This is a genomic window from Pararhizobium sp. IMCC21322, from assembly GCF_030758295.1.
Taxonomy (GTDB): Bacteria; Pseudomonadota; Alphaproteobacteria; order Rhizobiales.
In genome coordinates this window covers 5,179,697-5,203,968 of sequence record NZ_CP132335.1, presented here as the reverse complement: position 1 = coordinate 5,203,968, position 24,272 = coordinate 5,179,697, and the positions used below count along the sequence as shown (strand labels likewise).

Sequence of the window (24,272 nt, the reverse complement as noted above, 5' to 3'; positions counted from 1 at the left end):
CCCTCAATACCTGAAAAGGCGCGTGGCCAGCAGGCGCGACGCAAGCAGTATGATTTTCACAACCATATAATAGATCACGGCTGTGACGGCGAAATACTCAAAAATACGATAGGTGCGGCTGGCAAGCGCCTGCGTCTCGCCAGACAGCTCCCGAAACCCCACCAACATGCCAAGCGATGACATCAGCACCGCCCAAACCATCTGATTGGTTATCGGATGATATACGATGCGAAACACCTGCGGGATAATGATCCTCGTATAACTTTGCCAGGCTGTCATGCCGAGAGAGCGCGCAGCGCGAATCTGTGTTTCCGGGATCGCCTGGAATCCACCACGAAAATTCTCCGCCAGATAACCAGCGCAATTAAAGCTGAGGGCAGCGACGACTATGACGTAAGGCGACAAATGCACACCCACAGCACCGAGCCCGAATCCGAAGAAAAACAGTTGAAACAAAGCGGGCGTATTGCGCGCTACTTCAACCCAGGTTGAGGCGATCCATCTTGCAGGTCCGCTCAGGTGCATACGGGTCAACGCAAGGACCAGGCCAATAAGTATGCCGATCACCATTGAGATCACCGCCACCTGCAGGGTGACGGTTGCCGCTTCAAGAAGATCGGGAATGCTTCTGAAAACAGGCCGCCAATGGAAATTATAGTCAAACATATTTCACGCCCCGATCAGTCGGTTCCTCGCCCCGATGAGGGGGCGAGGAAATTTCATCAGTACATGACGCCTGGAATGCGAAGTTCGGGTGCTTCGCCACCAACGTATTTGCCCCATAGCTCTTGATAACGGCCGGAGCGAACCTGATGGGTGACGAACAGGTTGAGATAGTTCAACCAGGTTACGTCTTGGCGCTTGCCAACAACGGAGGTGTAATCCGTGGTCCAAGGCATACGGGGACCGGCAAGGATGTTGTCATACTGCTGAGTAATGGGAAGCACAGCTGTGTTGGTCGTTATGCCAATGTCGGCTTTTCCCTGAGTAACAGCCAGAAAAACCTCGTTCTCGGACTGATACCCCTGATAGTTATCTTCTTCGCCCCACTCGGCGGCGATTTTCAACCATTCTTGTTCTGGGACGGTACCTACAGCTGCTGCAACGCGCTTGCCGCGCATGTCTTCAATGGTTTCGATCCCGCTTTCCGCATTCACAATGCCTTGCGCATAGTAAATTGCGTAAGGGATCGAAAACCCGACTGTTCGCGCACGGGCAAGGCTGTCTGAGGTGCCGCCAAATACGACGTCCGCGCGGCCAGTCACAATGACGGGCAAACGCTCAGACCAGGTAAGAGGCAGAATTTCATGCTCGACTTCCAATGCCGCAGCCAGGTCAGCGCAGTACTCCACGTCGAACCCTGCTGGCTCGTTGTTTGCGTCGCGATAGCCTATTGGTGGGAAATCGAGAACCACACCGCAACGCAGTGTTCCGCGATCAACAACGTCGTCAAGCGTGTCGGCCCATGCCGACACAGAGAAGGATGTGGCAAGAAGTGCGGCCGCAGTTACTGCGGTCAGGATAGTCTTTTTCATATCGAACCCTTGTTGAGAATTGTGCCATTAAATGCTACTTTGGATACAATATAATGTCTACAATATTCTAATTGTGGTGTTCCAGAATTCGAAGCCCTATAGGTAGGGCGACCAGAATCCAGGCTGGAGCAGGAGAAAGATCATGAATTTCAGCGCAGTCGATGTCTCACAAACCAAGTCGGCTACTGAAATTGTATTTGAGTCTTTGCGTCAGGCGATTGTCAAGGGAACCCTGCAGGTGGGAGCACCGCTTCGGCAGGAAGAGATTGCGAAAGCCTTCAACACCAGTCGCATTCCCGTGCGCGAAGCGATAGCGCGCCTTCACCAGTTGGGTCTTGTCGAAACGCGCCGCTATAAAGGGGCCGTTGTCGCAGCAATAACCAATGAAGAGTTTGACGAAATCTTTGACCTGCGGACCTTGGTGGAAGCAGACGCTATGCGGCGCGCAGTGCCAATTATGACCCAGGCCACTTTACTGCAGGCACGACAATATCACGCTGAATTCTCACGTTCGACAAAACCGGAAGACTGGACCGAACTCAACCGACAGTTCCACTGTTGCCTTTACGAGGCGGCCCAATCGCCCAATTACTTAAAGGTGATCAACGGACTTCTGGACCGGCTGGACCGTTATGTACGTGCCCAGATCTCTCTGACCGATGGAATGCAACGTGCAACACAAGAGCACGAGGACATCCTGTTGGCCTGCGAAGCTGGAGACACTGAGCGGGCAGCATCACTGACGCAAGCTCACATAAGAGACGTGAAAGCATCATTGCTGGGTTATCTGCAAACGAGACGGGATGAGGTGCAGCACCAAATTTCCACGAAGTCGCTTCCGGCCTAAATATGATAATCGAAAACGCTGAAACTGCCGGAACGCTTCTTGTAGCAGGAAAGGCGCAGGGCGAAATTGTCTTCTGTGAAGAAGGGCTGAGTTTTTGGGGTGGCGTCGATCCTGATACCGGCGTCATAATCGACACCCATCACTCCAATCATGGCGCAGCGCTTTCCGGAAAAATCGTGCTCATGCCGACATCGCGCGGATCTTGCAGTGGTAGCGGGGTGTTGCTTCAACTGGCGCGCGACGGCAATGCACCTGCCGCTTTGGTGTTTTGCGAAGAAGAGAACATTCTCACTCTCGGTGCAATGATTGCAGGCCGACTATTCGATTCCCCAGTGCTTGTCATGCGCCTTCCAAAGCCTGTTTTTGAGGCTTTGTCAGGTGCAAACGCCGCTGCCATAGACGGGACGGAACTTCGATTTGATGACAGATCGATACGTCTGAAAACGAACGCCGCAGACATGCTGGACCTATCCAAGGCTGACCGACGTATGCTGGACGGCGGCGATGGTCGTGCCACGCAAATTGCTATGGAAATTCTCTGCCTCATGGCCGCAGCGCAAAATGCGTCAGGCTTTGTCGATGTGTCGCGCGGGCATATTGACGGGTGTATTCTGGCGCATGATGCAAATCTCGATTTTGCTGAAAAGATGCAAAAGTTGGGTGCAAAGGCACGCATCCCGACCACAATCAACGCAATTTCTGTGGATCGTGAGAACTGGCTATCCCAGGGACTTGCGCCTGAATTTGGCAATAAGGCAAGCCGTCTTGCAGATGCTTACGTCAAAATGGGGTGCCGCCCCACATTCACCTGCGCACCTTACTTGCTGGATGACGCCCCGGCAGAAGGTGAAGATATTGGTTGGTCAGAATCCAATGCTGTCATCTACGCAAATTCCGTACTTGGTGCGCGAACGGCGAAACATCCAGATTATCTGGATCTTTTTATTGCCATGACCGGGCGGGCGCCAAAGACCGGCGTATATTTGGCAAAAAACCGCCTGCCGGAGTGTGAGATTGCAGTTGAATTGCCGGGTTCGTACGACGACGCCCTTTGGCCAATGCTGGGTTGGTTGGCTGGCACGCTGTCACCCAATCGAATCCCGGTTCTGATCGGTCTTGAAATGGCTCGCCCCAGCGAAGACGATTTAAAAGCTTTGTGTGCGGCCTTTGGCACAACCTCTGCGGCACCGATGTTGCATGTTCGCGGCCATACCCCCGAGGGGCATCTTGCTGCTGTTGAAAATGCAAAGCGCCTTGATATTTCACCTGCAGATTTGGCGCAGGTCTGGTTGAGCTTCAACCGGGCAGGCGAAAAAGTGGAACTGGTGGCAATCGGAAGCCCCCATGCTTCACTTGCAGAGTGTCGCAATTTTGCAGATCTTCTTGACGGGCAAAACTGTGATCCACACACAGATACGATTGTGACTATAGGGCGCAATGTACTGGCTGAAGCAAGGTCGGAAGGCATCATTCAACGCCTGGAAAATGCCGGTGTGCAGGTCTTTCCGGACATTTGCTGGTGTTCGATAACCGAACCTTTGTTTCCAACAAAGGCGAAGACGTTATTCACCAATTCCGGGAAATATTCACATTACGCCACCGGACTTACCGGACGCGGTGTTCGGTTCGGCAGCCTGTCAGACTGTGCCCGTGTTGCTCTGAGTGGTAATGCGACAAAAGACCTTCCAGATTGGCTTTCGGAGCACGTCTAATCGCCACAGTGAATGGTCAAAATGTCTGACCGGAGACCGGCGCAACAAATTCGAATTTCGCACGCGGTGGCCCTGTCCACTTCAGCCCGCTTTGCGGACATCGGCTGCTCCAATCATGCTGCTTTCTTTACGCCCGGTTCCGGCGCGTCGGCCTGATGCGGTTGACCCTGTTTATCCGGGTCATTGTTTGAAGATCGCAGCATAAGCCAAATGCAAATCTGGTCCAAATTGGTCTTGAATAGGATAAAACGAAACACGGGCAGCCTTTCGACAGGCCCGTGGGTTCAGTTTATACGCCAGACATGACGCTATTCATTCATTGTTGATTACAGGAACTCTATTTCAGGGAATTGAGACCAAACATGTTGCCCTCGGTGTCCTGACACAGTGTGACCCAGCCAAACTCACCGATTGAGAATTTTGGTCTGACGACTTTGCCGCCAGCATCGGCAACGCGTGATTCTTCAACCGCACAGTCTTCTGCAGAAAAATACACGACAGTGCCGCCTACCCCCGGGGATGCATGTTTTGACTTTGTCAAAGCGCCGGCGGCTCCGTATGAATTCATGTCAGCAGGAAAACTCATCATTTGTGACTGACCTGTTGGATCGGCCATTTCTTCCGGTTTTTGCCCCAAGACAGCTTCATAGAAAGCAACTGCCCGTTTCAGGTCGCTTACATAGATGTCGAACCATCCAACTGCGTTCATTTTTGTCATATCCAACTCCTGTTTGTTATCGATTATGACAATCAGATAGCAAGTCGAAGTTGGTGTGTATTGTATATATCAGACATCAAACTTTCGAGAATATTTGCCCGGTGTGTAGCCTGTGGCTTTACGAAACGAATGTATGAAATGCGACTGGTCGGCGTAAGAAGATGCATCATTGCCGTTCAGAGTTTGTTGCAGGCGCAGCACTTTAAGAAAGTCGTGCGGAGCAAACCCGGTCGTTCGTTTGAGCGTTCGTTGCAACTGGCGAGTCGACAGTTCTGAAACAGCCGCCATGTCTGAAACTGTATGAATTTCGTCGAGGTTTTGAAATATTTTTTCAGTCACGGGGTTCGCTACGACCTGCTTGCGATCAATCAGCATTTCTACGAACCCTGACAACACCGACTGCTGATCGATAAAATCCCGTTTGGAAAGCTGACGATTAATCTCGATCAGCGGCAGCTCGCCTGAATAGGCCGTTTCCACCATGCCGTAAGCAGCCTCATTACGGCCACCTTGCCAGACGCCAGGCAAAAAACGAATGTTCACATAGTGAAATGCCTTGCCCAAATTGAGCTCTTCGGACGAGGCGCGCAATTTGGAAACTCCAGCGACTTTGGGATTCAATTGGTCAAAGACGATGTAGGTGCATGCATCCGGCAATGCATGAAATCGATAATCATTCGACAGCGTGCCGCCAGTCTTTAGTTCTAAAAATCGATGTACTATCCCACGCAAATGACTTGGTGGCTCTGCCTCTGCAAACTGCACAGATTGTATTGTTTTCTCCTTGCCGTTTCCTTTTGGGTTGTACATGTCCGTGGCACGTCTCCTGCTCAGTTATTTTGCACCAGCAACAGTCATTATCGGCACAATATGGCTTGGCCGAACAGTTTCCTGTATTTTTCTGCATTTATACTATCGCCCAGCTGGGTTCAGACCCTGATCATACCCTAATCTGGCAGTCTGGCTTCTACATAGTCGCGCTTTCCCATTCGGGCCAACAAGGCTGCGGCGCGCGCCCTTTGTCTCGCTGGCATTGGCATGGCGGGTGTTTCATTTTCGCTGACGCTTCCTTTGTGGCTGTCCACGGCAAATGCTTCCAATGCCAAATTCAAATAGTCAGTGGACAATCCGCAGCCGCGGAGAAGGCGCGCCGTCTCTTGCTCTCTGTTTTTATTGAGGTCCGCATAGTGAATTGCGGTAAAGTTCATGCCTCGCCGCAGTGCCTTGAGATAGCCTTCTATTCGCAGATCCCATGCCAGAGTAAAGAATTCTGACGCCAGAATTGGCCCGTGATCCGGAGGGAAATAGTCTTCTAATGTCGTCAGTGGCTGACCCGCCATGACATGATCCCACCAGTCACGCCAAAACTCGGTCTCGGCATAAACAAGCGCCGGGTCCATGGCCCGCTGTGAAAGCTTCCCTATGGAATCTGCCCAGCCGAGTAAGCTTCGATAAAGGAATACATTCTGCGCGTGCGGAAATGCCTCCTGGCACAGTTCGGCGATTAACGTCGCCTCACTGCGTGGTTTTATGACGATCGTTGTTGGCGCCTGGCCCTTCGGCGGGCGACATGTCCAAAGCGTAGCTGCCCGGACCAATGCCACAAGCTCGGCGCGCGGGTATTTCAGCCGTGCCATGGCTATATTGGTCAGATAATCGGGCTCCGACAGGCTCCAGACATCCGGTAATTTTGTGAAGATGCGGCTTGCCAGTGTTGAGCCACAGCGCCCGGTTGAGAACAGAAACGACAGATGGTTTGGCGGTGCAATCGCCTGACTGGCCTCGATAAAGGTATCAAGGTCAAGGATTGCGGCGCGCAATCCCTGATCATATTGGTCCTGGTAGACAAAGACGGAATTGGACAAGTCGCTGCCTTCGGGCATCTCCACAAACATTGCCTTACCCTTTGCGGGTTCGACCGCATAGAGCGTCCAGTCTGGCGAGGCGACAAGCATGTCGATCTCGATTTGCCCCTTTGGACTCAGCTCAAAATCATCGATTCCGGACGCATGAAAGGCATTGGCTTTTTTGGGTCCGTTGATCAGAAACAGATCGGCTTTCAAGGTGAAATCTCCATTGGGACCCGTGGGGGATTTGCTATAACGGCTTTGAACTGAAGGCGATCAATCTTTTTGCATGGAAATCAGCCACGGCCAGGCACGTTGATGAACAGAGTTTGAACTCCGGATTCAGCCGTCGACGCGGCTTTTGAAGGAGGCATTTCTGTCCTGGGCCAGTGTGGCCACGGTGTGGGTCTGCAGCTCTGCCGTCAACTCGTTTGCATCGCCAATCAGACTTTCGTGAGAGATTGGCTTTCCAACGCTCAAGCCAAAACCGGTGCCGGATTTATTGAGCAATTCGTAGAAAACGGTCATGTCTCTCAGCTCGTTGGAGATGCGGCTGAAGAGATAGAACAGACCGGAATTGCGGCTGCGGACATGGACCGGAACAATCGGCACTTTGTAACGTTTGGCCAATGTCACAAGTGTTGCCTGCCAGGTGCGTTCATTCAGCTTTTCATCGGCCCAATAGCCGATGCGGCCTGAGGGGAAAATCACGACGGCTTTGCCGTCATCAAACGCTTCAGCGGTTCTGATCAGCGTTTCCTTGGTTTTTTCGCGGCTTTTATGTTCCTCGCGCCACTCAACCGGGATCAGCACTTCATCAAACCGGCGGGCAACACGCACGGCATCGCGGTTGGTGAAAATGGCAATGTCGGATCGAACGGCTTTGATCAGGTCATAAACGGCAACTCCGTCGGCTATGCCCGTCGGGTGGTTGGCTGCCAGAATGAAGGGGCCTTGTTTTGGAATGCGCTCAAGGCCGGAAATATCAAGTTGCAGATTGAGCATAGTCGATACGAAGGACATGGCATCCGGGCCCGACATGTCAGCCACAATATCTGACAGGGTGACAGCACGCCTGTATCCCAGCAACTGGTAAAGCATGGGACGGATGACGGGCCAGGACCAATGGGACGCCAGCCCGATTGCGCGTTCGGCAATCAGCTTGTCCACAATGTGAACGTGGTTTTTGACCGCTACACGAGAACGGGCCTGACGCGCTTCGGATACGCGGTCCTTCAAGGCAGTATTTGCATAAAGAGCCATTGTGACCCCCAGTCGTTAATGTTCAGAAGGGTTGAAACTCAACTCCCCCGCGCCACCTGATATGCTTGTCCAGGAGCTGAACATAATACCAAAGATTGCATTTACGCCAAGTAGCAAAGATTTATGACATTCGTTGGGCGTCTTCAAGAGTGAATCAGAATGGTCCTGATTGTAGACGTTTAAGCCTTTGAAATGAGCCTGTGCCACAATTCCAACACGTGCCACACCTAAATCTTGCCAGTATTTTCACTGCGCCATTGATTTTTTTAACCGTGGCGTCAATAAAATATTCAGTATATTTGGTCAAAAACAGGACCATAGGGCGTGCGCGTCGACGAATTGTACGAGTTGAGTCACAGGGGAACTATAATGTCCGGACAGAAAATCCAAGCGGCTTTCGCCAGTCATGGCGCTTCCACCGCTATTGCCGGAACAGAGGTTCGCGTGCGGACCAGACGCTCATCTGTGGTTACACGAAGCACCGCTGCCTTGCTGGCAACTGCATTTCTGCTTGGTGCCTGTCAAACGCGTTTGCCAAATCCATTCTCGGGTTCACCGAGAGAGCCGGTTCAGTCGGGTGATCTTCCGCCGCTTCCATCCTCTGGTGGAGCACAGCCTTTTGATCCCAATGCGCCGGCTCCCGCTTTGGCACAACAGGGTCAACCGGTCGGCGCTCAGCCCTTTGATCCAGCCGCTGCTGCGAACGCAGCGCCGCCTCGGGTGACAACGCCACCAGCCCATACACAGATTACTCAGGCGCCTGCCGCGACTGCGCCACAGCCTATTCAACCAACGGCCTCTGCGGTTCAATTGAGCCGCGCTGATATGCTGGGTGCCTGGCAGTTGGCATCAACGGCGGATACGTGTCAGCTGTTCATGACACTCACCACATGGACTGGTGGCTACCGTGCCACAACAAAGGGCTGCAACTCTGTGGAACTCGCTAATGTTACAGCGTGGGATTTGCAGAACAACCAGGTCGTTCTTGTCGGGGCGACCGGATCGCAGGTTGCAAGCCTGTCGCCAGCCGGTGGCAATCGTTTCTCCGGACAAACAAAAGGCGGCGCACCCGTGTCCGTTAGTCGCTAAAGTTCCCACCGGATTCTGGTCGCTCCATGCCGCATGCCATGCAGACGCGTTATCAACGCCTTGTTGAGGGTGGCACAATTGAGCGTGATCCCGCGCAAATTGCCCTCATCGACAAATTTTCCGAACTGACGGAAGCACTGAAGCAATACGAACTTGCGTCCAAGAAAAGCTCTCTTGGCTGGCTGTTTGCCAAATCCGGTCCAAAGACCGCACCAAAAGGACTTTATATTTGGGGCGGTGTTGGGCGTGGCAAGACCATGCTGATGGATCTGTTTTTTGAAGAATCCCCAGTCCGGCAGAAGAAGCGGTTTCATTTTCATGCCTTTATGGCTGATGTGCACGAACGCATTCACGCGCAACGGGCGCTGATCAAAAAAGGCGAGGTAAAGGATGGGGATCCGATCCCTCCTGTCGCCGATGCTCTGTCCGATAATATGAGCCTGCTTTGCTTTGATGAGTTTTACGTTGTCGATATTGCCGATGCGATGATCCTGGGGCGGCTGTTTGAGCGTTTCTTTGAAAATGGTGTGACATTGGTTGCCACCTCGAATGTGGATCCGGACGAGCTCTATCCCCATGGTCTCAATCGACAATTGTTTCTGCCGTTTATTGCCCTTTTGAAAAGCCGGGTGAATGTGGTTGAACTGACCGCACGCACGGATTTCCGGTTGGAAAAATTGAGCCAGACCAAGACGTATTTTTCGCCGCTTGATCAGGTCGCACAGGATGGTCTGGATCAGGCATGGCTGGATTTGACCGGCAGTGATGAGCCCGGAGCTACAACCGAGATTGAGATGAAGGGGCGCAAAATTGTTATTCCGCAAGCGGCTCAAGGGGTGGCGCGCGCCTCGTTTGATGAATTGTGTAACAGGCCGTTAGGTGCGGCGGACTATCTTGCCATCGCTCAACTGTATCACAGCGTTATTCTTGACGAGATTCCGCTGCTCACACAGGGCTCGGCGAATGCGGCACGGCGGTTCATCAATCTCATAGATGCGCTGTATAATTATCGGGTTAAACTGATTGCCTCGGCTGCTGATGCGCCAGACCAGCTTTACAGCGCTAAATCCGGTAATGAATTATTCGCGTTTGATCGTACAGTATCGCGGCTTATTGAAATGCAGTCGAAGGATTATCTGGCCGAACCGCATGGAATGGTTTCGGATGATGGATCAAAGTAGCGTGTGATTTGTTGACGTATAGGTAAGGATTATGAAGAATCCAACGGTTTGGTCTGAACACATATTTTCACGCAGAAAAGGGCAGATTTTCGCCATTGGCTGACTTGTTCTTTGGCAGCAGTTGCGTTACGCAAGGCGCGAAACGGAAAAGCTAACTATCTGATCGCGCAAACGTTTATCTCTATCTTACGTAAAGGGAAACCTCAAATGGCACGCAATAAAATCGCACTTATCGGCTCCGGGCAAATCGGGGGCACATTGGCGCATCTCATTGGTTTGAAAGAACTTGGCGATGTTGTGATGTTCGACATCGCTCAGGGAACACCTGAGGGCAAGGCCCTGGATATTGCAGAATCCTCTCCAGTGGACGGGTTTGATTCGCGACTTTCGGGAACGCAGTCCTATGCCGATATTGCCGGATCGGATGTGGTTATTGTAACCGCAGGCGTGCCGCGCAAGCCGGGTATGAGCCGCGATGATTTGCTGGAAATCAACTTGAAGGTCATGGAGCAGGTGGGCGCGGGCATCAAGAAATATGCACCCGATGCTTTTGTGATCTGCATTACCAATCCGCTGGATGCCATGGTCTGGGCATTGCAGAAATTTTCCGGCCTGCCAAAGAACAAAGTTGTTGGCATGGCTGGAGTGCTGGATTCCTCGCGCTTCCGTTATTTCATTGCTGAGGCACTGAATGTTTCTGTTGAAGATGTAACGGCCTTTGTTCTGGGTGGGCATGGTGACACCATGGTGCCTTTGACCCGTTACACAACCGTTGCCGGTATTCCGATTCCTGATCTGGTCAAAATGGGCTGGATGGACAAGAAACAGTTGAATGAGATTGTTCAGCGCACACGTGATGGTGGTGCTGAAATCGTGGCTCTGTTGAAAACAGGCTCTGCTTTTTATGCCCCTGCTGCTTCCGCCATTTCCATGGCCGAAAGCTATCTGAAAGATAAAAAGCGGGTGCTGCCATGTGCAGGCGCGCTGAACGGCGAATATGGCGTTAAAAACATGTATGTCGGCATTCCCGCTGTCATCGGCGCCGGTGGTATTGAGCGTATTGTTGAAATCGACCTCAATAAATCGGAACAGGCCGAGTTCGACAAATCCGTCGGATCGGTGAAGGCACTGGTCGACGCCTGTAAGAAAATTGCACCCGCTCTCAAATAGACTTTGGCTCTGAGCACAAACAAGGACGAGTGATTCATGAATATCCACGAATATCAGGCCAAGGCGCTGTTGAAGGAATATGGTGCGCCTGTTGCCGATGGTGTGCCGATTTTTTCCGCCGACGAGGCAGAAGCTGCAGCGAAGCAATTGGGCGGCCCGCTCTGGGTGGTCAAATCCCAAATTCATGCCGGGGGGCGTGGCAAGGGCAAGTTCAAGGAACTTGGTCCGGATGCCAAGGGCGGCGTAAGGCTTGCCTTCTCACATGAAGATGTGGTGAGCCACTCGCAGGACATGTTGGGCAATACGCTGGTGACAAAGCAGACCGGTCCAGCGGGTAAGCAGGTCAACCGTCTTTATATTGAAGACGGCGCAGATATTGAGCGGGAATTGTATCTCTCGCTTCTGGTCAATCGCGAAACCGGTAAAATTTCGTTCGTCGCTTCAACCGAAGGCGGCATGGATATTGAAGCTGTTGCAGAAAAAACGCCCGAGAAGATTCACACCATTGACGTGGATTTTTCCGAGGGTGTGACATCTGCTATCGCGGACAAGGTGTGCGACGCGTTTCAGCTTGATGGCGTTGCCCGGAAAGATGGCCAATTCCTGTTTCCGCTGCTCTACACAGCCTTTGTTGAAAAGGATATGAGTCTGCTGGAAATCAATCCGCTGATCGTCATGAAAGATGGCCGTCTGCGGGTGCTGGATGCAAAAATGTCCTTCGATGGCAATGCGCTGTTTCGTCATGATGATGTGATGGCCCTTCGGGACACCACTGAGGAAGACGCCAAGGAAATCGAAGCTTCCAAATATGATCTGGCTTACGTGGCCCTGGATGGTGACATCGGCTGCATGGTCAATGGGGCTGGCCTGGCGATGGCGACCATGGACATCATCAAGCTTTACGGATCAGAACCTGCAAACTTTCTGGATGTGGGTGGTGGCGCGACCACAGAGAAGGTGACGGCTGCCTTCAAGATCATCACAGCGGATCCGAATGTGAAAGGTATTTTGGTGAATATCTTTGGCGGCATCATGCGCTGCGATGTGATTGCAGAAGGTGTTGTCAGCGCCGTTAAGGATGTGGGTCTGCAAGTGCCGCTGGTTGTGCGCCTTGAAGGCACCAATGTGGAGCGCGGCAAGGTCATCATTAATGAATCGGGCCTCAATGTCATTGCTGCAGATGATCTGGATGATGCTGCGCAGAAGATCGTCAAAGCTGTGAAGGAGGGCGCGTAAATGTCCATACTCGTCGATAAATCCACGAAAATTATCGTTCAGGGCATGACCGGTAAAACCGGGACTTTCCACACTGAACAGGCGCTGGCCTATCACGGCACACAGATGGTCGGTGGTATTCACCCCAAAAAGGGCGGCTCAACCTGGACCGCAGGCGAAGGTGCTGGCGTTGCAGCTGGCAAGGAATTGCCGATTTTTACAACCGTTGTGGAAGCCATGGAAGCAACTGGTGCCGATGCATCGGTGATCTATGTGCCACCGGCAGGTGCCGCAGCGGCGATCATCGAAGCAATTGATGCGGAGATTTCCTTCATTACCTGCATCACCGAAGGCATTCCGGTTGTCGACATGGTGAAGGTGAAGGATCATCTGGCGGGTTCAAAATCCCGTTTGCTTGGCCCCAATTGCCCCGGCATCATGACACCTGATGAGTGCAAGATCGGCATTATGCCAGGCAACATCTTCAAGAAGGGCAATGTTGGCATCGTCTCACGGTCCGGCACGCTGACTTATGAAGCGGTCTTCCAGACCACAAATGAAAATCTTGGTCAGTCGACCGCTGTCGGTATTGGCGGCGATCCGGTGAAGGGCACAGAATTCATCGACGTGCTGGAAATGTTCCTCGCCGACGAAGAAACCAAGTCGATCATCATGATTGGTGAAATTGGCGGTTCTGCTGAAGAAGATGCTGCGCAGTTCCTGGCGGATGAGGCCAAGAAAGGGCGTTCGAAGCCAACTGTTGGCTTCATTGCCGGGCGGACAGCGCCTCCGGGCCGGACCATGGGTCATGCAGGTGCTGTGATTTCTGGTGGCAAGGGCGGTGCTGAAGACAAAATTGCGGCCATGCAGGAAGCTGGCATCCGCGTTTCACCGTCTCCGGCCAAACTTGGCACGACGCTGGTTGAATTGCTCAACGGATAATCATCAATCACGCAATCTTGGGTCGCCGGACTGTTGACGGTGCGGCGGCAAAAGAACACAGTGGAATCTGGGATCAAAGTGGAAAAGGTACGGGGGTGAAAGCTCTCCGGGAAATTGCAAGATGGCTCGTGAAGAGGCGAATGAGATTTTTGCTGGGACGTCATTTCTGTATGGTGGCAATGCGTCCTATATTGAAGAGATATATGCTCAGTATCAGTCCGACCCGAACTCGGTTGATGCACAGTGGAAAGATTTTTTCGCGAAGCTGAAGGACGCGCCTCAGGACGTTAAGGCCAACGCCCGAGGTGCTTCCTGGGAACGCGCTGATTGGCCCGTAAAAGCCAATGGGGAATGGGTCTCCGCACTTGACAGCGACTGGGGCGATGTTCCGCCTGTAGCCGTGACCGAGGCTGTTGGCAAAAAAATCGCCGAAGAATCCACTTCAAACGGTGTTGATCTTACCGAAGCGCAGGTTCACAGCGCTACGCGGGATTCAGTGCGCGCTATCATGATGATCCGCGCCTACCGTATGCGGGGCCATCTTCATGCCAATCTTGATCCGCTTGGTCTGGCGGAAGAGCGCGACCACGAAGAACTGCATCCGTCTTCATATGGCTTCAGCGAAGCTGATTATGACAGACAGATTTTTCTGGACCATGTGCTTGGGCTTGAATTCGCGACCATTCCGGAAATGCTTGAAATCCTGCGTCGAACCTATTGCTCGACGATGGCCGTGGAATTCATGCATATTTCTGACCCCGAAGAGAAGGGCTGGATACAGGCTCGTATTGAGGGTCCGGACAAGCAGGTTTCCTTTACGCCGGAAGGCAAGAAAGCGATCTTCAACAAGCTTGTTGAAGCGGAAGGCTTTGAGAAATTTATTGACGTCAAATACACCGGCACCAAACGGTTTGGTCTGGATGGTGGCGAATCTCTCGTTCCCGCTCTTGAGCAGATTATCAAACGTGGTGGTCAGCTTGGGGTTAAAGAGATCGTCCTTGGCATGGCCCATCGTGGCCGACTGAATGTTCTGTCGCAGGTGATGGCGAAACCACACCGGGCGATTTTCCACGAATTCAAAGGCGGCTCTTTTGCGCCGGATGATGTGGAAGGCTCCGGCGATGTGAAATATCATCTGGGTGCCTCATCTGATCGTGAATTTGATGAAAATAATGTGCATCTGTCGCTGACAGCGAACCCGTCCCATCTGGAAATTGTTGATCCTGTGGTGCTGGGCAAGTCGCGCGCGAAACAGGACACGGTTTATGACCATGACCGCTCGGCGGTGCTGCCGCTGCTGCTGCATGGTGACGCAGCCTTTGCCGGTCAGGGCGTGATTGCGGAATGTTTTGGATTGTCCGGTCTTAAAGGGCACCGCACTGGCGGGTCGATACATTTCATCATCAATAACCAGATTGGCTTTACCACCGATCCACGTCTCTCTCGTTCTTCGCCCTATCCTTCTGATGTGGCCAAGATGATTGAAGCGCCCATTTTCCATGTGAATGGTGATGATCCGGAAGCTGTGGTCTACGCGGCCAAGGTTGCGATCGAGTTTCGCCAGAAGTTCGGCAAGCCGGTGGTTATCGATATGTTCTGCTATCGCCGCTATGGCCACAATGAGGGCGATGAGCCGGCCTTCACGCAGCCGATCATGTACAAGAAGATCCGCAGTCATCCGACCACGCTGCAGATTTACGGTGAGAAGTTGCTGGCTGAAGGGCTTCTTTCGCAAGACGACATTGACGGGCAAAAAGCGTCCTGGCGGTCTCATCTGGATGATGAGTTTGAAATTGGCAATTCCTTCAAGCCCAACAAGGCCGATTGGCTGGATGGGGCCTGGTCCGGCCTGAGCCGTGCTGACAGCTCTGATGAAAAGCGCGTTGGTAAAACCGGCAAGGATGTGGAAGCTCTGCGGGAAATCGGCAGAAAGATTACGCAGGTTCCGGAAGACTTCAAAGTTCACAAAACCATTCAGCGGTTTATGAACAACCGCGCCAAAATGATGGAAAACGGAACTGGCATTGACTGGGCAATGGCGGAAGCCATGGCGTTTGGAACGCTTGCCGAGGAAGGACACCCGATCCGTCTGTCAGGCCAGGATTGCGAACGCGGAACATTTTCCCAGCGGCATTCAGTGCTGTATGATCAGGAAACTGAGGGACGTTATATTCCGCTCAACAATATCTCTGAAGAGCAGGCCAAATATGATGTCATCAATTCGATGCTGTCTGAAGAGGCGGTCCTTGCCTATGAGTATGGCTATTCGCTGGCAGAGCCAAACGGGCTGACACTTTGGGAAGCCCAGTTCGGCGATTTCGTCAACGGCGCTCAGGTGGTGATTGATCAGTTCCTGTCTGCCGGCGAGCGTAAATGGTTGCGTATGTGCGGTCTGGTTCTGCTGCTACCTCATGGCTATGAAGGTCAGGGTCCGGAGCATTCGTCAGCCCGGCCAGAACGCTTTCTGCAGGCCTGTGCGGAAGATAATATGCAGGTGGCGAATTGCACGACACCGGCCAATTATTTCCACATTCTTCGACGCCAGTTGAAGCGGAATTTCCGCAAGCCGCTGATCCTGATGACGCCTAAATCTTTGCTGCGTCACAAGCGTGCGCGATCGACCCTGGAAGAGATGGGGCCTGAATCAGCGTTCCATCGCCTGTTATGGGATGATGCAGAATATCTGCCGGATGAGAAAATCAAACTGGCGCCTGATGACAAGATCCGCCGCGTTGTGATGTGTACGGGCAAGGTCTATTACGATCTTTATGAAGAGCGCGAAAAGCGGGGCATCAATGATGTCTATCTGCTGCGTCTGGAACAGCTTTATCCGTTCCCGGCCAAGGCACTTGTCACGGAATTGGGACGGTTCAAAATGGCCGAAATGGTATGGTGTCAGGAAGAGCCCAAGAACCAGGGCGCCTGGAGTTTTGCTGAAAGTTATATCGAGTGGGTGCTGAATCATATTGGTGCAGCGTCTTTGCGGCCTATCTATGTGGGACGCGCGGCTTCTGCGGCAACTGCAACAGGGCTGATGTCCACCCATCTGGCACAACGGGCCGATTTCCTTGATCAGGCCCTGTCTTAATCCGACAGGTTCTGATCGTCTAATGTATTGATGCAATCGAAAGAGTTCTAACAATGGCAACTGAAATTCGCGTCCCGACACTTGGGGAATCTGTCACCGAAGCCACTATCGGTCAGTGGTACAAGAAAGTTGGCGATGCGGTGAATGCCGACGAGCCGCTGGTGGAACTGGAAACCGACAAGGTTACAGTCGAAGTGCCAGCCCCCAGCTCCGGTGTGCTGAGCGAAATCATTGCACAGGAAGGCGAAACTGTCGAAGTTGGTGCTTTGCTGGCGGCACTTGATGCTGGTGCTTCTGCTGGCGCTTCTTCGGGCGCTTCAGGCAATGGAGCTGCGGAAGCTGAAGCTGCGGCGGAACCAGCGCCTGCGCAAGAGGCCGCACCTGCCGCTGAAGCCAGTGCATCTGCCATGCCTGCATCACCTGCAGCCGCCAAGAAAATGGCAGAACATGATCTGACAGAGGATGATGTTGAAGGGACCGGCAAGCGCGGACAGATTTTGAAAGAGGATGTCATGGCATCTCTCGATCAGGGAATTGCTGATGCAATGGCGGCACCTGCAGCCAAAGCAGAACCCGCTGCGCCCGAACCAGCGGCTGCTCCTTCGCCAGAACCTGCGGCAGCTGCACCTGCACCTGCAACTCCGGCTGCAGCACGGTCAGGCGATGATGGCTCCCGTGAAGAGCGGGTGCGGATGACCAAGCTGCGGCAGACTATTGCGCGCCGCTTGAAGGACGCCCAGAATTCCGCCGCGATGCTAACCACTTTCAACGAAGTGGACATGACCAATGTCATGGCGTTGCGCAAAGACTACAAAGAGCTGTTTGAAAAGAAGCACGGCGTAAAGCTTGGCTTTATGGGTTTCTTTGCCAAAGCCGTGATACAGGCGCTGAAAGACGTGCCATCTGTGAATGCCGAGGTTGATGGAACAGATATCGTCTATAAGAATTTCTACCATATCGGCGTTGCCGTCGGTACAGAGAAAGGCCTTGTCGTCCCCGTTGTTAAAGAAGCCGATACGCTGTCCATTGCCGAAGTGGAGAAAACCATCGGTGCCTATGGCAAGAAAGCACGGGACGGGAAATTGTCCATTGCCGACATGCAGGGTGGTACGTTTACCATCTCGAATGGCGGGGTATATGGCTCGCTGATGTCGACCCCGATTTTGAATGCACCGCAATCCGGTATTCTGGGCATGCATAAAATCCAGGAACGGCCAATGGTTGTGGGTGGTGAAATCAAGATCCGTCCGATGATGTATCTGGCGCTTTCATACGACCACCGGATTGTTGATGGCAAGGAAGCTGTGACATTCCTGGTGCGGGTCAAAGAGGCCATTGAAGATCCGCAACGTCTCGTTCTTGATCTCTAGAAAGGCGGCATTCGGGGCATGTCCGGTCTTGTTCTTGTCACAGGCGGAAGCCGGGGCATTGGTGCCGCAGTTGCAATTGGGGCTGCCGAAGCCGGGTATGATGTATGCCTGACTTATCTCACAGATGCGGCTGCTGCTGCATCTGTTGTGGAGAAGATTGAGGCTGTGTCCCGTCGCGGAATTGCCATCCAGGCTGACGTCGGTGTTGAAGCGGATGCAGAGCGGGTTTTTGCGCAGATCGATCAGTGGGGAAGTCCGCTGACAGCGCTTGTCAACAACGCCGGCGTTGTGGATGTGAAGTCACCCCTTTCCCAGATGAGCACTGAACGCCTTGAACGCATGATGCGGGTCAATGTGATTGGCTCCATGGTCTATGCCAGAGAGGCCATCAAGCGGATGTCGTCCGAAACAGGCGGTGTTGGCGGCTCGATCATCAATCTGTCGTCGGTCGCTGCAAGACTGGGCGGGCCGCATCAATATATCGACTACGCGGCTTCCAAAGGCGCCATCGACACACTGACCACCGGCCTTGCTGTTGAACTTGCGGAGACGGGCATACGTGTGAATGCAGTGCGCCCCGGCATCATTGATACCGATATTCACGCCAGTGGCGGTGAACCGGACAGGGTCGCGCAATTGCGCGGTACCATACCGATGAAACGTGAAGGGTCGGCCGAGGAAGTGGCCGATGCGATTTTATTTCTGATTTCTCCAAAGGCATCCTATGTGACAGGTGCTTTTCTGGATGTCTCTGGCGGGCGCTAGCCCAACCACAAGGAACCAACCATGGCTGACCAATATGATCTCGTTGTAATCGGAAGCGGACCAGGGGGCTATGTCTGTGCCATCAAGGCCGCACAATTGGGGTTGAAAACTGCTGTGATTGAAAAGCGCGCGACCTTTGGCGGTACCTGTCTGAATATTGGCTGTATTCCTTCCAAAGCTCTCCTGTATGCGTCTGAGGTTCTGTCTGAAGCAGATCACAAGCTGAAGACGCTGGGAATTGATGTGGGGACCGCAAAACTGAACCTGCCACAAATGATGGCGCATAAGGATGAAACGGTTAAATCCAATGTGGAAGGTGTGGCGTTCCTGTTCAAAAAGAACAAGATTGACACATTCCATGGTGAAGGCCGGATACTTGGCGCAGGCGAGGTTGAAGTCACTGCGGATGATGGCGCTGTGCAAACAGTTGCAGCCAAGAATATTGTAGTGGCCACCGGGTCTGATGTGGCTGGTATTCCGGGCGTTGATATTGAATTTGATGAGAAGATCATCGTCTCCTCGACCGGTGCGCTGGAATTGGAAAAAGTCCCGGCCCATATGGTTGTCGTTGGTGGCGGCGTGATTGGGCTGGAACTTGGCTCGGTGTGGAGCCGCCTCGGGGCCAAGGTGACCGTCATTGAATATATGGACAAGATTCTCGGTGGCATGGATGGGGATGTGTCCAAGCAGTTCCAGCGGATGCTTTCCAAACAAGGCCTTCAGATGAAGCTGTCGTCCAAGGTGACGGGCGTTGAATCCACCGACAAGGGCGCAAAGGTGACCTATGAGCCTGTTGCTGGCGGCGATGCGGTTTCGATAGATGCTGATGTGGTGTTGGTGGCGACGGGACGTCGCCCATATACGGATTCGCTGGGTCTGGAATCCATCGGCGTCAAGCTGGACCGGATTGGCCGCGTGGAAGTTGATGGCCATTTCCAGACCAATATTGACGGCGTTTATGCCATTGGTGACGTGATTGCCGGTCCTATGCTGGCCCATAAGGCTGAAGATGAAGGCATGGCCGTTGCCGAGATATTGGCGGGCCAGGCTGGTCATGTGAATTATGATGTGATTCCAAGCGTGGTTTACACAGCGCCGGAAGTTGCTTCTGTCGGCAAGACGGAAGAGGAACTGAAAGAAGCTGGCATTGAGTATAAAGCGGGCAAATTTCCGTTCTCTGCCAATGGCAGGGCCCGTGCCATGTTGGCCACAGATGGTTTTGTGAAGGTGCTGGCGGACAAGAAAACCGATCGGGTTCTGGGCGTGCATATTGTCGGGCACAGTGCCGGTGACATGATACACGAAGCAGCAGTGCTGATGGAATTTGGCGGCTCGTCAGAAGACCTTGGCCGAACTTGCCATGCGCACCCAACCTTGTCTGAAGCCGTACGTGAAGCTGCTCTGGCGACTTTTGCCAAGCCGATCCACATGTAGGCAATTTGCGCTGTCTGCCGATTATGATATGAGCCGGGCATGGAACAATTTCCCATCTCCGGCTCAAACTATATTACCGACGCTGACCTGACAGAGCAATTTGTGCGCTCGTCCGGTCCGGGCGGTCAGAATGTCAACAAGCTGTCGACTGCCGTGTTGTTGCGGTTTGATTTGAATAATTGCGAAACGCTGTCGCCTTACATCAAAACCCGGGCCTCTGAGCTTGCTGGCAGCCGGATGACAAAATCCGGCGAAATTCTTATTCAGGCGGAGCGGTTTCGCACACAGGAGCAAAACCGGGCAGATGCGCGGGACCGGCTTTTGACTCTTTTGAAGCAGGCCAGTGAACGGCCCAAATACCGCAAGCCGACACGCCCGACTTTGGCATCGAAGCGACGTCGTCTGGAAAAGAAAACGCAGCGCGGGTCTACCAAACAGAATCGGAAGAAGCCGAATTTCGATTGAGGGCTTGTCTTCTGTTCGCGAATCCGGCCATCTGATACTTCTCTCTTACAGGAATTTCGTCATGGCTTTTTCTATCGTCACCTGGAACATCAACTCTGTGCGGTTGCGCATGCCCATCGTGCAGCAATTGCTGGAGCTGTGGCAGCCCGATGTGTTGTGTCTGCAGGAGACGAAATGTCCGAATGATCAGTTCCCGACAGCTGCCTTCAAGAAGATTGGCTATGAGCATATCGCGATGCATGGGCAAAAGGGTTATCACGGCGTTGCTACCATTTCCCGCCAGCCATTTGTGGAAGAAGCTGAATGGGTGGAATTTTGCGAGATGGGTGACACGCGCCACATCTCCACACGGCACGCAATTCCGGGAATGTCAGACCCGGTGCTGTTGCATAATTTCTATGTGCCGGCCGGGGGTGATGAGCCGGATATTGTCAAAAACCCCAAATTTGATCACAAGCTGAAATTTCTCGATGAAATGACCGGGCATTTCGGCGCCCGGTTCAAGAGCGACAAGAACATTGTCGTGGGTGATTTGAACATTGCTCCCAGTGAGCATGATGTGTGGTCTCACAAACAGCTTTTGAAAGTCGTCTCACACACACCTGTCGAGGTGGAAACGCTGGACAGAGTGTTCAAAGCTGGCGGTTTTGTCGATCTGGTGCGGCAACACTTTCCGGAGCCTGAGGAACTTTATTCCTGGTGGAGCTACCGGTCACGCGACTGGCAAGCGTCCAATCGCGGGCGGCGACTGGATCACATCTGGTCGCATCCCGATGTTGCCAAGCATCTGTCTTCGGTCGAGATTTTAAGTGACGCACGCGGCTGGGAAAAACCATCCGACCATGTGCCAATCAGGGCTGTGTTCGGGTAGGCTTGCCTGCTGATTCTCTGGTTTCAATCACCGGCCTGTCGCCCAATAAATAGCGCGGGCCTGCGCCCTTTTTCCGGGCTCGGTCTTGTGGATTATAGAGTTCGCAATTGCGTAAGGACAGACAGCCGCAACCAATGCATCCATCCAGATTATCGCGCAGTTTTTCAAGTGTTTTGATTTGGCTGTCGAGATGGTGCCTTATGCTGCGGCTGATCTGACGCCAGTCTGCTTTATTCGGTGTGCGGCCCTCAGGCAGGGTTTGCAAAAGCGCTCTGATCTCATCAATGGAAAATCCGAATTGCTGCATGATCTGAATAAAGGAAAGACGCCTGATATCAGAGCGCATAAAGCGTCTTTGGCCGCCGGCATTGCGTTCCGCCTCAATCAGATCCTGCGCGTCATAGTAGCGGATGGCTGAAACCGACAGGCCGGTTCGCTCAGCCAATTGTCCAATTGAAAGTCTATCTGTCGGTTTCATCGCCTGAAAATCGCTTTTGATTCTAGGTGGTTCGTGATAATTTCACTATCATAGAAATAGCTTGACCTCAAGTTAGGTTGAGGAATTAGGGTGCCTTTCATTGTTAAAGATCTGGAGTGACTTATGACTGATGGAAATCAAAAATCCGGTGTGCTGGAACATGTCAATGTGACGGTGAGTGACCCCGTAAAGACAGCGGAAATCCTGTGTGATCTATTTGACTGGCACATTCGCTGGCAAGGGGACGCCAAACACGGGGGCACAACGGTGCATGTGGGATCGGATGACAGTTACGTGGCCGTTTATTCAATGGGCCAGATGAAAGAAGGGCGTGATGACAGCTATTCAACGCGCGGTGGATTGAACCATATTGGCGTCGTCGTGTCCGATCTTGATGCGGCAGAGCAACGGGTTTTGGCAAAGGGGTTCAAGACCCACAGTCATGCTGATTACGAGCCGGGTCGTCGATTCTATTTTCATGATGCTGATATGATTGAATTTGAAGTTGTGAGTTATCAGGACTGAAATCGTTCATGGTCTCTTTTGGCCATTATGGTGTGAGAGCTGAGACACTGCTTGTGTGCTCGAAATTGTGCGCTATGTCCTGTTCGGAAAACTGAGCGAAGGCATAGGGAAGATCAGCCATGAAACGATTTGCCGGAAAAACAGCTGTTGTGACGGGAGCAGCAGGACATCTTGGTCGAGCGACTTCTTTGCGTCTGGCACAGGAAGGCGCTCGGCTTGTGTTGATGGGCCGCGATGCCGGGGCGCTTGAAGCATTGTCTGACGAACTGCCCGGCAGCCATAAGATTTGCGCGCTTGATTTGCTTGATCGCAAGGCTGTCATGGCTGCCGTTCAGCAGGCGGAAAAAGAGTTTGGTTCGATTGATTGTCTGATTGCGGCTGCGGGCGGGTTTGATATGGGGCCAAAAGTTCATGAAGCCGGCGCCGATGATTGGCAGAACATGCAGGCGCTTAATCTGGAAACCCTGTTGTCAGTGTTGGCCGCTGTCGTGCCGGGAATGAAACAGCGTGAAAGCGGACAGATTGTAACTGTGGGCGCGAATGCGGCATTGAAGGGTGGTGCGGGCATGGGCCCTTATGTGGCGGCCAAATCATCTGTCATGCGCGCCACTGAAAGCGCCTCTGCGGAACTGAAGCCATACAACATCAATGTAAATGGGGTTCTGCCCAGCGTTCTGGACACGCCGGATAACCGCAACGCAATGCCGGATGCTGATACAAGCAAATGGGTGACGCTGGATCAGCTTGCTGCGGTTATCGCCTTCTTGGCATCAGATGATAGTGACGCGATTCACGGTGCACTCATCCCCGTGACTGGAAAGTCCTGACGGACTTGTACATTACCGCAGACTGGACAGCAGACTCGGCTCTTAGGCGGTGTTCAGCCTATTTGGGCCGTTCTGCAAGCATCATGTAATTGACATCCGTGTCATTCGACAAAGCCCAGACATCCTTCAGCGGATTGTAGAACACGCCGTTGATTTCCAGAATTGACAGGCCTTGCGCATTCAGCGGTTGTTCGATCTCTTCGGGCCGAACCAGTTTTTCATATTGGTGTGTGCCCTTTGGCAGCCATCTAAGAATGTGCTCTGCGCCAATGATGGCCAGACCCCAGGCTTTCATGGTGCGGTTGATGGTGGCGACAAACATCAGGCCGCCGGGGCGCAACATTTTGGAACACTCGCTCAGGAACAGCGGTACATCTGCCACGTGTTCAACAACTTCCATGTTGAGAATGATATCGAAGGTCTCGCCTTCATCTGACAGAGCCTCGGCAGTTGTCGCCCGATAATCGATGGAAAGGCCGCTTTGTTCTGCATGCAGTGAGGCAACATTGATGTTTGTAGCTGACGCATCCACGCCGACAATACCCGCCCCCAGCCGCGCCATGGGTTCACATAAAAGACCGCCGCCGCAGCCAATATCGAGAATGCGCAAGCCAGCAAAGGCATCTGTCGCCTTGATGTCGCGGTCAAAATGGGCTGACACTTTTTCCTTGATATAAGCCATGCGGACCGGATTGAATTTATGCAGCGGTTTGAACTTGCCGGTTGGGTTCCACCATTCTGCCGCCAGCTTTGAAAAACGCTCCACTTCAGCGTCATCGATGGTGGTTCTTCCGGAGTTGGGTGCTTCAGCCATTTTGGTCTTCATGTTTTGTGGATCACGGTCTGTTATGGCTAAACGTGGTTGGCATTGATCACATGTCAAGCAAAACAGGGAAGAATGGGCGCAAATGTATGCACAGCGCGGTTGCT

At 52.9% G+C, this 24,272-nt stretch carries 23 protein-coding genes; 15 read left to right on the top strand and 8 right to left on the bottom strand.

What is annotated here, in order from left to right; all coding sequences use genetic code 11:
• Window positions 1-3 precede the first annotated feature (3 nt).
• Together RAL91_RS24735 and RAL91_RS24730 are read right to left on the bottom strand one after the other, a co-directional pair.
• Window positions 4-666, bottom strand: a complete 663-nt coding sequence (locus RAL91_RS24735; RefSeq protein ID WP_306258880.1) for an amino acid ABC transporter permease — start codon at window positions 664-666, stop codon at window positions 4-6.
• A 56-nt stretch (window positions 667-722) separates the two neighbouring features.
• A complete protein-coding gene (locus RAL91_RS24730) occupies window positions 723-1,535 on the bottom strand; it encodes a transporter substrate-binding domain-containing protein (protein WP_306258879.1) in 813 nt (270 codons plus the stop codon).
• A 142-nt stretch (window positions 1,536-1,677) separates the two neighbouring features.
• Between RAL91_RS24730 and RAL91_RS24725 the strand changes: the two genes are divergently transcribed.
• The gene (locus RAL91_RS24725; RefSeq protein WP_306258878.1) at window positions 1,678-2,382 is read left to right on the top strand and encodes a GntR family transcriptional regulator; all 705 of its coding nucleotides are present in this window, start codon (window positions 1,678-1,680) and stop codon (window positions 2,380-2,382) included.
• Between the two features lie 2 nt (window positions 2,383-2,384).
• Complete coding sequence (locus tag RAL91_RS24720; RefSeq protein ID WP_306258877.1) at window positions 2,385-4,094, top strand: aconitase family protein; 1,710 nt, start codon at window positions 2,385-2,387, stop codon at window positions 4,092-4,094.
• A gap of 337 nt (window positions 4,095-4,431) precedes the next feature.
• Here RAL91_RS24720 and RAL91_RS24715 read toward each other — a convergent pair whose 3' ends face one another.
• From RAL91_RS24715 to RAL91_RS24700, 4 genes are all read right to left on the bottom strand, one after another.
• Window positions 4,432-4,812 (bottom strand): VOC family protein, encoded by a 381-nt coding sequence (locus RAL91_RS24715; RefSeq protein ID WP_306258876.1) that lies wholly within the window; start codon window positions 4,810-4,812, stop codon window positions 4,432-4,434.
• A 69-nt stretch (window positions 4,813-4,881) separates the two neighbouring features.
• A complete protein-coding gene (locus RAL91_RS24710; RefSeq protein ID WP_306258875.1) occupies window positions 4,882-5,622 on the bottom strand; it encodes an AraC family transcriptional regulator in 741 nt (246 codons plus the stop codon).
• A gap of 137 nt (window positions 5,623-5,759) precedes the next feature.
• Window positions 5,760-6,875, bottom strand: coding sequence for a hypothetical protein (locus RAL91_RS24705; RefSeq protein ID WP_306258874.1), 1,116 nt, complete (start codon window positions 6,873-6,875; stop codon window positions 5,760-5,762).
• A gap of 126 nt (window positions 6,876-7,001) precedes the next feature.
• Window positions 7,002-7,922 (bottom strand): GNAT family N-acetyltransferase, encoded by a 921-nt coding sequence (locus RAL91_RS24700; RefSeq protein ID WP_306258873.1) that lies wholly within the window; start codon window positions 7,920-7,922, stop codon window positions 7,002-7,004.
• 369 nt (window positions 7,923-8,291) lie between these two features.
• Between RAL91_RS24700 and RAL91_RS24695 the strand changes: the two genes are divergently transcribed.
• From RAL91_RS24695 to xth, 11 genes are all read left to right on the top strand, one after another.
• Entirely contained in the window at window positions 8,292-9,011 is a 720-nt protein-coding gene (locus tag RAL91_RS24695) for a protease inhibitor Inh/omp19 family protein (protein ID WP_306258872.1), read from the top strand.
• Between the two features lie 38 nt (window positions 9,012-9,049).
• Entirely contained in the window at window positions 9,050-10,192 is a 1,143-nt protein-coding gene (gene zapE, locus RAL91_RS24690; protein ID WP_306258871.1) for a cell division protein ZapE, read from the top strand.
• A gap of 207 nt (window positions 10,193-10,399) precedes the next feature.
• Window positions 10,400-11,362 (top strand): malate dehydrogenase, encoded by a 963-nt coding sequence (gene mdh / locus RAL91_RS24685; protein WP_306258870.1) that lies wholly within the window; start codon window positions 10,400-10,402, stop codon window positions 11,360-11,362.
• 36 nt (window positions 11,363-11,398) lie between these two features.
• Complete coding sequence (sucC, locus tag RAL91_RS24680; protein WP_306258869.1) at window positions 11,399-12,598, top strand: ADP-forming succinate--CoA ligase subunit beta; 1,200 nt, start codon at window positions 11,399-11,401, stop codon at window positions 12,596-12,598.
• Entirely contained in the window at window positions 12,599-13,519 is a 921-nt protein-coding gene (gene sucD, locus RAL91_RS24675) for a succinate--CoA ligase subunit alpha (RefSeq protein ID WP_306258868.1), read from the top strand.
• 121 nt (window positions 13,520-13,640) lie between these two features.
• Complete coding sequence (locus tag RAL91_RS24670) at window positions 13,641-16,607, top strand: 2-oxoglutarate dehydrogenase E1 component (protein ID WP_306258867.1); 2,967 nt, start codon at window positions 13,641-13,643, stop codon at window positions 16,605-16,607.
• Window positions 16,608-16,660: 53 nt separating this feature from the next.
• Window positions 16,661-17,977 (top strand): 2-oxoglutarate dehydrogenase complex dihydrolipoyllysine-residue succinyltransferase, encoded by a 1,317-nt coding sequence (odhB, locus tag RAL91_RS24665; protein ID WP_306258866.1) that lies wholly within the window; start codon window positions 16,661-16,663, stop codon window positions 17,975-17,977.
• A gap of 18 nt (window positions 17,978-17,995) precedes the next feature.
• Window positions 17,996-18,742: an SDR family oxidoreductase gene (locus RAL91_RS24660; RefSeq protein ID WP_306258865.1), complete on the top strand. Its 747-nt coding sequence runs from the start codon at window positions 17,996-17,998 to the stop codon at window positions 18,740-18,742.
• Between the two features lie 21 nt (window positions 18,743-18,763).
• The gene (gene lpdA / locus RAL91_RS24655; RefSeq protein ID WP_306258864.1) at window positions 18,764-20,176 is read left to right on the top strand and encodes a dihydrolipoyl dehydrogenase; all 1,413 of its coding nucleotides are present in this window, start codon (window positions 18,764-18,766) and stop codon (window positions 20,174-20,176) included.
• 39 nt (window positions 20,177-20,215) lie between these two features.
• Window positions 20,216-20,641, top strand: a complete 426-nt coding sequence (gene arfB / locus RAL91_RS24650; protein WP_306258863.1) for an alternative ribosome rescue aminoacyl-tRNA hydrolase ArfB — start codon at window positions 20,216-20,218, stop codon at window positions 20,639-20,641.
• Window positions 20,642-20,702: 61 nt separating this feature from the next.
• Entirely contained in the window at window positions 20,703-21,512 is an 810-nt protein-coding gene (gene xth / locus RAL91_RS24645) for an exodeoxyribonuclease III (RefSeq protein ID WP_306258862.1), read from the top strand.
• Here the strand turns inward: xth and soxR are convergent.
• A complete protein-coding gene (soxR, locus tag RAL91_RS24640) occupies window positions 21,493-21,990 on the bottom strand; it encodes a redox-sensitive transcriptional activator SoxR (protein WP_306258861.1) in 498 nt (165 codons plus the stop codon). The genes xth and soxR overlap by 20 nt on opposite strands.
• Window positions 21,991-22,113: 123 nt before the next feature.
• On the opposite strand from soxR, the gene RAL91_RS24635 reads away from it, so the two are divergent.
• A complete protein-coding gene (locus RAL91_RS24635) occupies window positions 22,114-22,515 on the top strand; it encodes a VOC family protein (protein WP_306258860.1) in 402 nt (133 codons plus the stop codon).
• A gap of 119 nt (window positions 22,516-22,634) precedes the next feature.
• The gene (locus RAL91_RS24630; RefSeq protein WP_306258859.1) at window positions 22,635-23,342 is read left to right on the top strand and encodes an SDR family NAD(P)-dependent oxidoreductase; all 708 of its coding nucleotides are present in this window, start codon (window positions 22,635-22,637) and stop codon (window positions 23,340-23,342) included.
• A gap of 58 nt (window positions 23,343-23,400) precedes the next feature.
• Here RAL91_RS24630 and ubiG read toward each other — a convergent pair whose 3' ends face one another.
• A complete protein-coding gene (gene ubiG, locus RAL91_RS24625; RefSeq protein ID WP_306258858.1) occupies window positions 23,401-24,156 on the bottom strand; it encodes a bifunctional 2-polyprenyl-6-hydroxyphenol methylase/3-demethylubiquinol 3-O-methyltransferase UbiG in 756 nt (251 codons plus the stop codon).
• Between the last annotated feature and the right edge of the window lie 116 nt (window positions 24,157-24,272).